A 14,519-nucleotide genomic window follows, 5' to 3' on the forward strand; every position below is an offset into this window, starting at 1 on the left:
ATGCTTATTCCTTAGTGATGTCCTGCACCGCAACCGACCCGGAAGACGGCGCAGTCTGGTCAGCTTCCAGACGCTTGATCCGGTGGCGGGCACGGGCCAGCGATAACCGCAGACGTAAATAGAACAGACCACAAACAATCCATCCCAGCACAAACCCTGTACCGAACAGTACCGCCAGCAAGGTGGAAACAGAGTACTGTCCCTGCGCAATCAGATAATTAAATGTGACTACCTGATCGTTATTTGCGCCCAGCGTCACCGAAATGATGAAAATCACCAGAACAAGGATAAAAATCAGAAAATATTTCACCGGCATTCCTATTATCAGGTCTCAGGGTTTGCGTTCCGCATCTTACGGACAAACTAACCCCTTACGTTACCATTTCCCTGTACGGGAGCAAAAGTAATTTATTGTGTTTCCGGGCTTTTCCACGCCGTTGCGCCACAACTTATACAAAAAACCGGCAACGATTTCAGCGGAATGTGATTATATCATAATACCGCTTTCCTGCTCTGATTATTGAGCCATAAAAACAGTCCGCCGACAAGTAACCCATTAATAATCACTGACATAATGATATCAGACGGCCAGTGCATTCCCAGCACCATACGGCTATATTGTGCCAGAATACCCCAGAGAAGAATCACCATCGCTATCCCCGTGCGACGCTGCGCCCAGAAAAAGGCAAATAACAGCATTGACCACGCACCGGCGAACAAAGCATGACCGGACGGAAACGCATATCCGGTTTCACTCTGCCAGTGCTTTAACTGCCAGCCCGGGATCTGATAATGGTTTGACAGTCTGTTTTCCAGCAACGTTGCCCGCTCAGGCCGGGACAGTGCATAAAAATCAGTTTCCGTAACAATGTGCTGTTGTGCCAGCCAGATGACATAAGGACGCGGCTCCTGCAGAGTATTTTTCATCACGGCTTTAATCCCCTGACCTGCTGCAACCACTATCAGCATCATCGCCGCAAGGCGCAAAGCCTGCTTTTTGCTGCCGGGAAACAAACCAATAAACAGAAGACAAAAGAAGATAGACACGATAATGGCCAGCGGATACGCGGCCGTATCAGTCAGATACCATAATCCGCGCAACAAATCTTCATCACCGGCAGGTTGCCAGCGCCAGCCGGTCAGCAACATTACCAGCGGCAATAAAAGCAATAAAACAGAGGCTATAATGAAGGGCTTTGTTATGTTTTTCATTGCTTATTAACTATTCCTGTTAAAATAAATGTTATTTTGTCAATGTCTTGTACTACTATGGTCATGTTCAGTTATTTGACCCGGAAAATGGATGTCAGTTTCATTTCCCGGGCGGCGCAGGTACTGTAATCGCCATTATTATTATCAGCGTTATTGTTACCAGCGTTAAAATACGATATTTATATCAATGAGTTAATTACATCATGAATGATAAATTGCAGTTAAAACGTGTTGCACAAGCCAAATTGCCTACTCCGTTCGGAGAGTTTTTAATGGTCGGTTTTGAAGAAACCGCCACAGGGCACGACCACGTAGCACTGGTGTTTGGTGATATCAGTGGTGATAAGCCGGTATTATCCCGCGTTCATTCCGAATGTTTAACCGGTGATGCACTGTTCAGCCTGCGCTGCGACTGTGGTTTTCAGCTGGAAGCCGCACTGAAGCAAATCTCAGAAGAAGGCCGGGGGGTGTTGCTTTATCACCGCCAGGAAGGCCGGAATATTGGTCTGCTGAATAAAATCCGCGCTTACGCCTTACAGGATACCGGTCTGGATACGGTGGAAGCAAACCAGAAACTGGGCTTTGCCGCCGATGAACGCGATTTTACCTTATGTGCTGATATGTATAAACTGCTGGATATCAGCGCTGTTCGTCTGCTGACCAATAATCCGGAAAAAGTCGCGATCCTGACACAGGCCGGGATCAATATCACTGAACGCGTGCCGCTGATTGTCGGGCGTAACCCGTCAAATGCCCATTACCTTGATACCAAAGCCGAAAAAATGGGGCATTTACTGTGCCAGACCCCCGGCTGTAATCACTGATAACTTGCTGAACATCCCCCTATATACTCTAAATAATTCCGGAGGCATGTAGGCGACAAGCGAAGACAGACGGGGAGCATAGACAAACTATGTGACTTGGCTGGCTGAGCGCAGTCAACACTCAGGCATCCAGAAGTATGACGAGTATAAAAACAAAGCGCGGCTATCATGACCGCGCTTTATTTTTATCCTTACGGTTTATGACTGCAACATCTGGCGGATCACATAGCACAAAATCCCGCCGTGGCGGAAATAGGCCAGTTCAGTTTGAGTATCAATACGGCACAGTGCATTCAGTTGCGTCACCCGCCCGTCCGCATACGTGATACGCACCGGAACAACCTGCTTCGGCTCAAGAATATTCAGCCCGCCGACATCAATCAGCTCTTCACCGGTCAGCTCCATCGTGTGGCGATCTGTACCCGCCGGAAATTCCAGCGGCAGTATTCCCATCCCGATCAGGTTAGAACGGTGGATGCGCTCATAAGACCCGGCAAGTACCATTCTTACCCCGAGTAAATTCGTGCCTTTTGCCGCCCAGTCCCGACTGGAACCAGAGCCATACTCTTTTCCTGCGACCACCACCAGCGGCGTCTGCGCTTCCTGATAGCGCATGGCGGCATCAAATACAGACAGTGTCTCCCCGGACGGAATATGGCGGGTAAATCCGCCCTCAGTGCCCGGCACCATTTCATTGCGGATACGGATATTGGCAAATGTGCCGCGCACCATCACTTCATGGTTTCCGCGTCGCGAGCCGTAGGAGTTAAAGTCTGCCGGTGCCACACCGTGAGCCTGCAAATAGCGCCCGGCAGGACTGTCTGCTTTGATATTACCTGCCGGTGAAATATGGTCAGTTGTGACAGAATCCCCGAGGATCGCAAGAATCCGGGCCTGTTTCACGTCTTTAACCGGGGCCGGTTTAACCGGCATCCCCTCAAAATAAGGCGGATGGCGAATATAAGTTGAGTCCGGCTGCCACTGATAAGCGGGGGTATTTTCCACCGGCAGCGCCTGCCACTGTTCGTCTCCCTCAAATACAGCAGCATATTCTTTACGGAACATGGCGGTTTTGACGTTTTCCACCGCCGCGGCAATTGTGGCATTATCCGGCCAGATATCTTTTAACCAGACCGGCTTACCCTGTTTATCATATCCAAGCGGGTCAGTTTCAAGATTGCAGTGCAGATTTCCTGCCAGCGCATAGGCAACCACCAGCGGCGGAGACGCCAGCCAGTTCGTTTTTACCAGCGGATGAATACGTCCCTCAAAGTTACGGTTCCCTGACAGCACCGCGCCGACGGTCAGGTCATTATCTTTAATTGCCGATTCAACATCCGCATCCAGCGGACCTGAATTGCCGATGCAGGTTGTGCAACCATAGCCGACAAGATTAAAACCGAGAGTATCCAGATACGGCGTAAGCCCGGCAGCATTCAGATAATCAGTCACCACTTTAGAGCCCGGCGCCAGTGACGTTTTCACCCAGGGCTTGCGGGTTAAGCCCTTTTCAACGGCATTTTTTGCCAGCAGACCGGCGGTCATCAATACACCCGGATTCGATGTATTAGTACAGGAAGTGATTGCCGCGATCACCACAGCGCCATCTTCAGGAGCAGTATTGTCCCCGATCTGAATTTTGTCCGTCAGCGGTTTTTTATTCAGTTCCAGATCAAGTGCAGCCTGAAATGCTGCCGGCACCTGTGCCAGTACCACACGATCCTGCGGACGTTTTGGTCCCGCCAGGCTGGTTTCCACTGTCGCCAGGTCCAACGCCATGCCTGAAGTGAAGCGCGGCTCGTCTCCGGCGTAGCGCCACAGCCCCTGCGCCTTGCAGTAAGCTTGCGTCAGGGCAATTTCATCATCACTGCGCCCGGTCAGCCGCATATAATCCAGCGTCACATCATCCACCGGGAAAAAGCCGCAGGTCGCGCCATATTCCGGTGACATATTGGCAATAGTTGCGCGATCTGCCAGCGGCAGTTGCGCCAGTCCGTCACCATAAAACTCGACGAATTTTCCGACCACACCGTGTTTACGCAACATTTGTGTGACCGTCAGCACCAGATCGGTCGCTGTGATCCCTTCGCGCAACTTTCCTGTCAGTTTAAACCCGACCACATCCGGGATAAGCATGGAGACAGGTTGTCCGAGCATCGCGGCTTCGGCTTCAATGCCGCCGACACCCCAGCCCAATACGCCCAGTCCGTTAATCATCGTGGTATGGGAATCTGTACCCACCAGCGTGTCCGGGTACGCATAGGTTTTGCCGTCACGGGTTTCATACCAGACGGATTTTCCGAGATATTCCAGATTGACCTGATGACAAATTCCGGTGCCCGGCGGCACAACACGAAAGCGGTCAAACGCCTGTTGCCCCCAGCGCAGAAAACGATAACGCTCATTATTGCGCGACATTTCAATGCCCACATTATCCGCAAATGCCTGATCACTGCCGTATTCATCCACCATCACTGAGTGGTCAATCACCAGATCAACCGGTGACAGCGGGTTTACTTTCTCTTCTTTGCCGCCCAGCGCACGGATAGCCTGACGCATTGCCGCCAGATCCACCACTGCCGGAACTCCGGTGAAATCCTGCATCAGAACACGCGCAGGCCGGAAGGCAATTTCGTGATCGACCGTACCGGTCTTTTGCCAGTCGATCAGTGCCTGTAAATCCGCATTCTGAACGCTGTCACCATCAAGGTTACGCAGCAGGTTTTCAGCCAATACTTTTAGGGATTTAGGTAATTTATCAAGATTGCCGAGCAGGTCAGCGAGAAGGGACAGACTGTAGATTTGGTAATGTTGTGAACCGACCGTCAGCCGGCTTTCACATTGTTGCTTTAAGGTTAACGACATAACGCCTCCACTATAATGTGTGCGGGTTAAACAGATATCATCCTTATTATTGTATATATAAAGATATCATATTCCCGCAAACAGTGTGGTAATCCGCGCACAGTTTGTTAAATAAATGTAATGGTATGCAATAAAAAAACCAACCATTCAGACAGATGACTGCACCCTAATCAGGGCTGTACTCCATCAATACCGTCGTTCCCTTACCATCATAATCAAAGGTGATAGTATCCAGTCCTCCATTAAAAAACTGTATCATTGTCAGGTGGTTAACACCTTTCCATTTATAATCCAGGTTCACTGTAGTGCCGTAATCCGTCAGCGACTGATCAACACCCGGCGTTATTAATTTAACCATATCCTTTTGATTATCATATTTATTTCTATAAATTTGATATGTTTTCAGGACATTCGTCCCTGCATAATAACACTCATCTGTATAATCATAACTTTCAGGGTCATGCACCGTTGCTTTACAGACCGGTTCAGCGGAAAGCGCGGAAAACGCCGCCAGGATAAGCACGGCAGCGCTCAATACATTTTTGGGTATATACCCAACGTCATTCAGGATGCAGGCAGGCGGCAAAGGAAGATAGACGGGGAGCATAGGTAAACTATGTGACCCGGCTGGCTGAGTGCAGCCAACGAACCTGCAGTTTGAATGAATAAGGGTATAACTGCGCGCGTTATCATTCAATTCCTTATTATTGGTCTGTTCAGACAATCGGCAGTGTGATGTCTTTAAACATCGCTTCAATATCATCATTAGAACGCAGAGAAATCGCTTTATCCACGACATCCCGGGTCAGGTGCGGCGCGAAACGCCAGATAAAATCATACATATAGGTGCGCAGGAAACTGCCGCGCCGGAAACCTATTTTAGTGGTGCTGTAGCTGAATTTATCCCGCATATCAATGCAGACCAGGTCTTTGTCTGTCTCCGGATCAACCGCCATACTGGCGATAACCCCGATCCCCAGCCCCAGGCGGACATAGGTTTTTATCACATCGGCGTCCGTTGCGGTGAACACCACTTTCGGCTTCAGACCCAGTTTTTCAAACGCATTGTCCAGCTCAGAGCGTCCGGTGAAACCATGCGTGTAAGTGACAATTTCATAGTCAGCGAGATCAGCAATCGTCAGGTCACGGCGCTGCGCCAGAGGGTGATCTTTACACACCACCACAGCACGGTTCCACTGATAGCACGGCAGCATAATCAAATCTTTATAAAGATGCAGCGCTTCTGTTGCAATAGCAAAGTCACTGTTTCCCTTGCAGACATCTTCTGCTATCTGTGTCGGTGTGCCCTGCTGCATGTGCAGGGAGACATGCGGGTAGCGCTGAATAAACCCTTTGATAACCGGCGGCAGCGCATAACGCGCCTGCGTATGGGTAGTGGCGATGCTGAGTGTGCCCTGCTCCGGATAAGTGTGCTCCCCGGCAACCGCTTTGATCGCTTCAATTTTTGCCAGCACTTCACGCGCGATCCGCAGCACAGACTCACCCGCCGGTGTGACATGGGTCAGATGCTTGCCGCTGCGGGCAAAAATCTGCATGCCCAATTCATCTTCAAGCATACGAATTTGCTTGCTGATACCGGGTTGCGAGGTATAAAGCCCCTCTGCGGTCGAAGAGACATTCAGGTTATGATTAACCACTTCCACAATATAGCGCAATTGCTGCAATTTCATCCGGTATTCCCTCAGAGCCTATCCATCAGGCTATTCGCATAACTTGCTGTCAGTACTTAGTCTTTTATTGTCTTAATTATACCAAAAAGTAATAAATAATCATTTTGTTATAACAACAATCCATTTATCGACATTATAACAAAACCCATACAGACACCAGCTAAAAAATATAAGGCGCAGTGCCTGCTGTATCTGGTTTATAGCCGGATGCGCCGGCTGTCAAACCCCACCATGCTTAGTCTTTTTTATCAGGTGTATATAACAGATCGCTATACTCATAAGATTCTGTACAAACAACAGGCGTAAAAAAAACCAGTCAGCGATAAACTGACTGGTTTTATACCCTGTGACATTGGGTATAGAGTTGAAACTAATTCACCAATCTATTTGGTTTTTTCAACCCATTTGCCGTCGATATAGAATGCAGACCAGCCGGTCGCTTTTCCGTCTTTATCTGATGCAACATACTGCTGCTTGGTTTTACGGCTCCAGCGCACAGTAGTCGGGTTCCCTTCCGGGTCCGCCACCGGTGCATCCGCCAGATAGCGCATTTTTTCGGATAAGCGGTCTTTAAAGCGGACTAACTCAGCCACCTGCGGTGCGCGGGTTTCCCGTGATTTCGGGAAGTTGTGCGCCGCCAGGAAAATACCGGCTGCGCCATCACGCAGAACAAAGTAAGCGTCTGATTTTTCACACGGCATTTCCGGTAACGGTACCGGATCTTCTTTCGGTGGTGCCACTTCGCCGTTGCGTAATATTTTACGGGTATTTTTACATTCGTCGTTGGTACAACCCATGTATTTACCGAAACGTCCCATTTTCAGGTGCATTTCAGAGCCGCATTTTTCACACTCAACAACCGGGCCTTCATACCCTTTAATGCGGAACTCGCCTTCTTCGACTTCATAGCCCTCACACTCAGGGTTATTACCGCACACATGCATTTTACGGGTGGTATCGATAAGATAGCTGTCCATCGCTGTACCGCATTTCGGGCAGCGGCGACGGGCGCGCAGAGCATTGGTTTCCGCATCATCCCCTTCGAGGATATTCAGAATTTCATGTTCCGGGATCAGATTAATAGTTTGTTTGCAGCGCTCTTTCGGCGGCAATGCATAACCGGAACAGCCCAGGAATACGCCGGTCGATGCCGTGCGGATCCCCATAGGACGTTCACAGGTCGGGCAGATAATTGAGGTGATCACCATCGGATTTGTGCGCATACCGCCTTCTTCCGGCTCCAGACTGGCTTTATCAAGCTGCTTGCTGAAATCGGCAAAAAACTCATCCAGCACAGATTTCCATTGCGCATCATTATTGGCAATGTGGTCAAGCTGGTTTTCCATCCGCGCGGTAAAATCGTAGTTCATCAGCTCAGCGAATGTCTCTTCCAGACGATCCGTGACGATTTGCCCCATTTTTTCTGCATAGAAACGACGGCTTTCCACTTTGACATAACCGCGATCCTGAATAGTGGAGATAATCGATGCATACGTGGACGGACGCCCGATGCCGCGTTTCTCCAGCTCTTTCACCAGCGATGCTTCACTGAAACGTGCAGGCGGCTTGGTAAAGTGCTGCGCCGGCTCCAGAGAATCCAGTGCCATTACAGTACCTACCTCAATCGGCGGCAACGTTCTGTCTTCATCATTCTTACGCAGCGCAGGCATGACTCTGGTCCAGCCGTCAAAACGCAATGTTCGCCCTTTGGCTTTCAGACTGAAATCACCGGCTTCCACTGTCAGTGTGGTTGAGTCGTATTTTGCCGGCATCATCTGACATGCCACAAACTGGCGCCAGATTAGCTGATACAGACGGCGGGCATCCGGCTCCATATCCGACAAATCCGCTTCCGTAACAGTAATATCAGACGGACGGATAGCTTCGTGCGCTTCCTGCGAATTTTCTTTGTTGCTGTAAATGTTAGGATTTTCAGGGAGATACTTATCACCGAAATTCTCAGTGATATATTCCCGCGCCATTACAATCGCATCCTGACTCAGGTTTGTTGAGTCGGTACGCATATAGGTAATGTGTCCGGCTTCATACAGACGCTGAGCCATCATCATGGTTTTCTTCACGCCGTAGCTCAGGCGGGTACTGGCAGCCTGTTGCAACGTGGAGGTAATAAAAGGTGCGCCGGGCTTGCTGGATGTCGGGCGATCTTCCCGGTCAACAACCTTGTACGCGGCAGATTGCAGTTTTGCCACCGCAGCCTGAGTTTGTTTCTCATTGACCGGTTTAAAGGTTTTGCCGTTTTCCTGCGCAACTTCCATGCGTAACTGTTCTTTTTTATCAGACAGTAAAGCGTGGATCTGCCAGTACTCTTCAGGCACAAAAGCTTTAATTTCGCGCTCGCGCTCAACAATCAGGCGGACTGCCACGGACTGCACACGGCCGGCAGATAAACCGCGGGCAATTTTTTTCCACAGCAGCGGGGACACCATATAGCCCACCACGCGATCCATAAAACGACGCGCCTGCTGGGCATTCACCCGATCAATATTCAGTTCACCGGGCTGTTCGAACGCCTGGGTAATCGCATTTTTTGTGATCTCATTAAAGACCACACGGCTGAAACGACTGTCATCACCCCCGATAACTTCCCGCAGGTGCCACGCAATAGCTTCCCCTTCGCGGTCAAGGTCCGTCGCGAGATAGATGTGAGACGCGTCACTGGCAAGGTGCTGTAATTCCGATACGACCTTCTCTTTGCCCGGCAGGATCTGATAATTCGCTTCCCAGCCGTTAAACGGGTCAACACCCATACGATTGACTAATGCAGTACGTTCGTCTTTTTTTACTTTTTTTACTTTATCTTTTACTTTGTCGCCTGCTACAGCGGGTTTACGGCTCGCTGAACCACTTGTCGGCAGATCCCGGATATGACCGACGCTGGATTTCACCACGTAGTCTTTGCCGAGATACTTGTTAATCGTTTTGGCTTTTGCCGGGGACTCCACGATGACCAGAGCTTTACCCATAATTATCATTACCTAAATTTTCGGGGCGGTTATAAAAACGCCAATTTTTGCGTTAAATACATTTCTTTTATATTGCGGCACTTTCGTAATAGATCAACTCTTTTTATACTAATGCTTTGTTTCAACTCAAAACATCTGTCGTGAAATGATGTATTTTTAATATCGCCGTCGCTAAAGTGTATTACGCAAGCAGTCATCCCGCAAAAGTGCGGGGATCTTGAAAAACCCACACTTTACCTGATAAATAGTGATGCGCAACAAAATATTTTTTAAAGGAGTTCACAAAATGCAAAAAGAAACCATCGCCTCCGGTAAAGCCGAACTGTTAGAAAAAGCGAATAAAATCATACAGGAACATGACGATTTCATTGAAGGAATGATCGCTGTTGATGTTGAACAAAAATGTGGCGTACTGGTTTTTAAAGGTGAATACTTTTTAGACGACCAGGGCCTGCCGACACTCAAAAGTGCCGCGGCATTTAATATGTTTAAACATCTCGCACATACTATGTCAGAGCAATATCATTTAGTCGGTTGAATGATGATGTCCGGTATAAACTGACAGAAACAATAACGGCAGCCGAAGCTGCCGTTAATTTATGCTTATTTCCGGTTATTTTCCGACCGGTCCGTTACCGCGCTGCCACCAGCGCAGAATAAGACGATCCGCACTGAGCATAACACTTTGCGTCAGTTTATCGATAAGCCGTCTGCGGCGGAAATAACGCACCTGAATCACTTCGTGGTCAGGTATTGCTGCGATAATTAAGTCATCACTGACCGCTATTTCATCAACCAGTCCCAGATCTTTTGCCTGTGTGCCGTACCAGTGTTCACCGGTTGCCACTTTTTCAATATCCAGTGACGGACGATTCTCAGATACAAAGTGCTTAAACAGAACGTGTGTTTCATCCAGTTCCTGACGGAATTTTTCACGCCCTTCATCTGTATTCTGTCCGATAAAGGTCAGCGTACGTTTGTATTGACCGGCGGTATGCATCTCCACATCAATATCATTTTTCTTGAGCAGGCGGTGAATATTCGGTACCTGCGCCACCACACCAATCGAGCCGAGGATAGCAAACGGTGCAGCCACAATTTTGTCGCCCACACACGCCATCATATACCCGCCGCTGGCAGCTACTTTATCCACCGCGATCGTGATACGGATGTTTTTCTCACGTAAGCGCGTCAGTTGCGCTGCTGCCAGTCCGTAAGCATGAACCAGTCCGCCCGGGCTTTCGAGACGAACCAGTACTTCATCCAACCCGCTTTCTGCGACAGACAGGATAATCGTGATTTCCTCACGCAGCGACTCAACTTCATGAGCATCCAGGCTGCCTTTAAAGTCAATCACATAAACACATGGTTTGCGTAAACGGGTCTGCCCGTCTTTCGCATTGTTTTTGTCTTTTTTATCTTCGTTTTTTTGTTGTTTTTTAAAGGCTTTATTCCAGATTTTCTGCTCCGCTTCACTCATGCGGGCATGCTGCATTTCACGCTGTCTGTCTCGGTAGTTTTCCCCCAGATCAGTCAGACGTAATTTACCTAAAGACTGCCCTTTACGGATGCTGAGCATGACAAAAAATACAACAATGGCAATGATTGCCAGAACAATTGTTACGGTTTCTGCAAGAAACAAACCGTATTGTGAGAGAAACTCCACCGGCACACCTTAATACTGAAAAATTGAATGCCGCTATTTTAACTAAAAAAACTGATAAATGCTCAACTAGTTTTGTAACCCTTGATGGCAATCACGCACTGAGGACGGTATGATAAAAACGGATTCACACTACGTCTGTGATGTGATACCCGTCCATTCGCTTTTCCGGAGTTATCTGCCATGCATAATAATGACGTATCTCACTTTACCCCGTCCTCACCTGATGCCCTGCAAAATAAAGTTATTCTGATAACCGGTGCCGGTGACGGGATCGGCCGTGAAGCGGCACTCACCTACGCCAGTTACGGTGCCAGCCTTATTCTGACGGGGCGTACAGAGAGCAAGCTGCGTGCTGTCAGTGATGAAATCGCACAAAAGTACGGCGCCACTCCCCGCATTTATTGCCATGATTTGCTGACACTGACAGCGGAACAGTGCCGTGATTTTGCCGCTGTTCTGGCACACGCTGTGCCGCATCTTGACGGCGTTCTGCATAATGCCGGGATTCTGGGTGTGGTTGCCCCGATGACGGAACAGCCGCCGCAGTTATGGCAGGATGTGATGCAGGTAAATGTGAATGCCACCTTTATGCTGACACAGGCACTGCTGCCGCTGCTGCTGCGCGCACCACAAAGTTCACTCGTCTTTACATCATCAAGTGTGGGTCGTGAAGGCCGCGCGGGCTGGGGCGCTTATGCCGTTTCCAAATTTGCGACAGAAGGCATGATGCAGGTGCTTGCTCAGGAATATGCAGGAACAGGTCTGCGCACCAACTGTATTAATCCCGGCGGCACCCGTACAGCAATGCGTGCCGGTGCATTCCCTGATGAAGCGTCTGAAAAACTGAAAACACCGGCAGATATTATGCCGACGTATCTGTATGTTATGTGTAATGACAGTGCGGGTAAAAACGGAATAAGTTTTGATGCGCAACCGGGCCGGAAAGCCGGGCCGGCGGAATAAGAACAGCAACACTATACCCAACGTTATTCAAGATGCAGGAAGGCGGCAAGGGAAGATAGACGGGGAGCATACATCAGTATGTGACCCGGCTGGATGAGTGCCGCCAACGAACCTGCAGTTTGAATGAATAAGGGTATATTAGTGTGCCGGGGGTAAATCATCCTCTGTAAGAGGTAATATCCCGGCACCAAAGATTTCCCCTGATTCCTGAATAAAATCGCTGAATTTCCGGCCTTCCTCTTTTTCAGCTGTATTATCTTTTTCCCGACGCAAGGTCGCCTGCCGGTAGTGCTGCGCCATAGACATCAGAACCGTATGATAGCGGTTGTATATATCGCGTTTTTTATTCACATCCCGCTGGTGCTGATATTCTGTCAGTATCGCGGCTATTTCTTTTTCACCCTGCTGTAATTGCGGATCGATAAAATTAAAATTGCGCAGACGATAAATAAACGTAATTTCAGCATCCTGATCGGCCGTAATAATCGTATTTTCCGGTAATGAACTCACCCCGCGGGGATGATATTTCAGAAACTGACGAAACTCAGGTTCATTAAAGCAAACCGTCATCATTCCCTTTTTACCTGCAACATAACTTTCCAGCTCTGCTTTTACATCAGCCACTTCACCCGGATACTGACATTTAAAAATATTATTATCGATAAGCTCCGCATTACTGGTGCGCAACGGCCCCTGATAATAATGTCCGTCAAATTCAAATTGCTTTACAAGTGAATTAAACATCGGGGAATGCAGCATTTCGTCATCATAAATAGTGTAGGAATAATAACGGGCGCGTGAAGGATTAATAATACCACCGCTGTTACCGGGATAGGCAATAAACTGAATAGATTGTCCCTGAGGCGTTTCCAGATGATTTAGTCCGGTCGGTAAATAAAGCATGCTGCTTTCCCGGTGAGCAACATGAATACTTTTCCCGTTCAGCGTGAAAAAGAGATCGTCCCCGGTAATATTACTAAAGTAATACCGGCTCTGTTCAGGCATTTCAGGCTGTGTGCTGTCATCACATCCCTGAAGAAAACAGATGAGCGCAAACAGGCTATATCTGGTTATCGCGATATTCATCTCCTTCGCAGAAAAGGTCTTTTACCGGAAATACGCCTGCAGATGAAAGTACAGACAGAATATCTTAGCGTACCTGATGGTTATTTGCATGATCCGGACATAAAAAAACGCCCGCAGTCACTTACTTCGGGCGTTTATAATATTACTCAGCTATCTCAACACACAAAAATACGTGTTTTTCGTAAGAAACGCGATTATTTCCCTGCGCGGCGCTTCTGAGTAACACCGGTTCCCTGGCGGGAAGAGGCCGGACGGGCAGAGGCACGCTTCGGCGCACCGGCTCCCGGCAGAGCATGACGTTTCACCGCACGGCGAATCTGATTCGCTTTGATCCGGCGCTTGTCACTTTCTACTGACACTTTCGTTGTTATTTCAGGTGCCAGTCCCACTAATTCGCGCAGGTAATTCGTTTTTTCCAGGTTCAGTTCAACCCACCCGCCACGCGGCAGCGCTTTAGGTAAATCGATATCCCCGTAGCGGACGCGGATCAGGCGACTGACCTGCACACCCACGGCTTCCCACATACGGCGGACTTCCCGGTTACGGCCCTCTGTCAGCGTGACATTGAACCACTGGTTGATCCCTTCACCGCCTTTAAATTTCAGGGCGCGGAATGAGGCAGGACCATCTTCCAGCTGAACACCTTTCAGTAACTGATTGCGCTTGGTGTCATCCACTTCACCGAACACACGTACCGCATATTCGCGTTCCACTTCACGACTCGGGTGCATCAGGCGGTTTGCCAGCTCACCGTCGGTTGTGAATAACAGCAAACCACTGGTATTAACATCCAGTCGCCCGACTGCAATCCAGCGTGCCCCTGAAATTTTAGGTAAACGGTCAAAAACGGTCGGACGGCCATCCGGATCATTACGGGTACATAATTCCCCTTCCGGTTTGTAGTATGCCAGTACGCGACACGGATTTTTTTGTGCGTCTTTCACACCCAGTACACGTCCGTCAAAACGGATTTTTGCACTGGTATTAACATCAATACGGTCACCCAACGTGGCGGTTTTTCCGTCAATAGAGATGCGTCCTGCTTCGATATAGCCTTCAATTTCACGGCGTGAACCATGCCCTGCATGGGCTAATACTTTCTGTAACTTTTCTGTCTTCTGGCTCATTGAGCACCCTCTGCTGTCGCCTTCACAGGCGTCATGAAAATCAACCGCAGCATTATACACAGGTTCATGCACGGCGTTAACGCAATTTTACACATACCACG

13 protein-coding genes are annotated in these 14,519 nt (G+C 48.9%); 4 read left to right on the forward strand and 9 right to left on the reverse strand.

All coding sequences use genetic code 11. From position 1 onward, the window contains the following. Positions 1 to 4: 4 nt before the first annotated feature. Together ACMHKJ_RS02715 and ACMHKJ_RS02720 are read right to left on the reverse strand one after the other, a co-directional pair. Entirely contained in the window at positions 5 to 310 is a 306-nt protein-coding gene (locus ACMHKJ_RS02715; RefSeq protein ID WP_413491935.1) for a LapA family protein, read from the reverse strand. 182 nt (positions 311 to 492) lie between these two features. Further along, positions 493 to 1,212: a phosphatase PAP2 family protein gene (locus tag ACMHKJ_RS02720; protein ID WP_413491936.1), complete on the reverse strand. Its 720-nt coding sequence runs from the start codon at positions 1,210 to 1,212 to the stop codon at positions 493 to 495. Between the two features lie 215 nt (positions 1,213 to 1,427). Here ACMHKJ_RS02720 and ribA point away from each other — a divergent pair, with 215 nt between their 5' ends. After that, positions 1,428 to 2,036 carry a GTP cyclohydrolase II gene (ribA, locus tag ACMHKJ_RS02725; RefSeq protein ID WP_413492107.1) on the forward strand — a complete coding sequence of 203 codons (609 nt, stop codon included), beginning with the start codon at positions 1,428 to 1,430 and terminating at the stop codon, positions 2,034 to 2,036. 198 nt (positions 2,037 to 2,234) lie between these two features. On the opposite strand, the gene acnA is transcribed toward ribA, so the two are convergent. The 4 genes from acnA to topA form a co-directional block, all read right to left on the reverse strand. Continuing rightward, complete coding sequence (gene acnA / locus ACMHKJ_RS02730) at positions 2,235 to 4,901, reverse strand: aconitate hydratase AcnA (RefSeq protein WP_413491937.1); 2,667 nt, start codon at positions 4,899 to 4,901, stop codon at positions 2,235 to 2,237. A 166-nt stretch (positions 4,902 to 5,067) separates the two neighbouring features. Continuing rightward, complete coding sequence (locus tag ACMHKJ_RS02735) at positions 5,068 to 5,598, reverse strand: hypothetical protein (protein WP_413491938.1); 531 nt, start codon at positions 5,596 to 5,598, stop codon at positions 5,068 to 5,070. 19 nt (positions 5,599 to 5,617) lie between these two features. Beyond that, positions 5,618 to 6,592 (reverse strand): HTH-type transcriptional regulator CysB, encoded by a 975-nt coding sequence (cysB, locus tag ACMHKJ_RS02740; protein WP_413491939.1) that lies wholly within the window; start codon positions 6,590 to 6,592, stop codon positions 5,618 to 5,620. Positions 6,593 to 6,975: 383 nt separating this feature from the next. After that, positions 6,976 to 9,576, reverse strand: coding sequence for a type I DNA topoisomerase (gene topA, locus ACMHKJ_RS02745; RefSeq protein WP_413491940.1), 2,601 nt, complete (start codon positions 9,574 to 9,576; stop codon positions 6,976 to 6,978). Between the two features lie 286 nt (positions 9,577 to 9,862). Between topA and ACMHKJ_RS02750 the strand changes: the two genes are divergently transcribed. Next, positions 9,863 to 10,114, forward strand: a complete 252-nt coding sequence (locus ACMHKJ_RS02750; protein WP_413491941.1) for a DUF2498 family protein — start codon at positions 9,863 to 9,865, stop codon at positions 10,112 to 10,114. A gap of 75 nt (positions 10,115 to 10,189) precedes the next feature. Here the strand turns inward: ACMHKJ_RS02750 and sohB are convergent, their stop codons facing one another. After that, on the reverse strand, positions 10,190 to 11,242 hold the full coding sequence (sohB, locus tag ACMHKJ_RS02755) for a protease SohB (protein ID WP_413491942.1): 1,053 nt from the start codon (positions 11,240 to 11,242) through the stop codon (positions 10,190 to 10,192). A gap of 180 nt (positions 11,243 to 11,422) precedes the next feature. Here sohB and ACMHKJ_RS02760 point away from each other — a divergent pair, with 180 nt between their 5' ends. Continuing rightward, positions 11,423 to 12,205 carry a YciK family oxidoreductase gene (locus tag ACMHKJ_RS02760; RefSeq protein WP_413491943.1) on the forward strand — a complete coding sequence of 261 codons (783 nt, stop codon included), beginning with the start codon at positions 11,423 to 11,425 and terminating at the stop codon, positions 12,203 to 12,205. A 138-nt stretch (positions 12,206 to 12,343) separates the two neighbouring features. On the opposite strand, the gene ACMHKJ_RS02765 is transcribed toward ACMHKJ_RS02760, so the two are convergent. Beyond that, complete coding sequence (locus tag ACMHKJ_RS02765) at positions 12,344 to 13,108, reverse strand: hypothetical protein (RefSeq protein WP_413491944.1); 765 nt, start codon at positions 13,106 to 13,108, stop codon at positions 12,344 to 12,346. A 21-nt stretch (positions 13,109 to 13,129) separates the two neighbouring features. On the opposite strand from ACMHKJ_RS02765, the gene ACMHKJ_RS02770 reads away from it, so the two are divergent. After that, a complete protein-coding gene (locus tag ACMHKJ_RS02770) occupies positions 13,130 to 13,510 on the forward strand; it encodes a hypothetical protein (protein WP_413491945.1) in 381 nt (126 codons plus the stop codon). Here ACMHKJ_RS02770 and rluB read toward each other — a convergent pair. After that, the gene (rluB, locus tag ACMHKJ_RS02775) at positions 13,486 to 14,418 is read right to left on the reverse strand and encodes a 23S rRNA pseudouridine(2605) synthase RluB (RefSeq protein WP_413491946.1); all 933 of its coding nucleotides are present in this window, start codon (positions 14,416 to 14,418) and stop codon (positions 13,486 to 13,488) included. The two genes, ACMHKJ_RS02770 and rluB, sit on opposite strands and share 25 nt — an antisense overlap. Positions 14,419 to 14,519: the final 101 nt, after the last annotated feature.

The organism is Morganella psychrotolerans (assembly GCF_965118875.1).
Lineage (GTDB): Bacteria > Pseudomonadota > Gammaproteobacteria > Enterobacterales > Enterobacteriaceae > Morganella > Morganella psychrotolerans_C.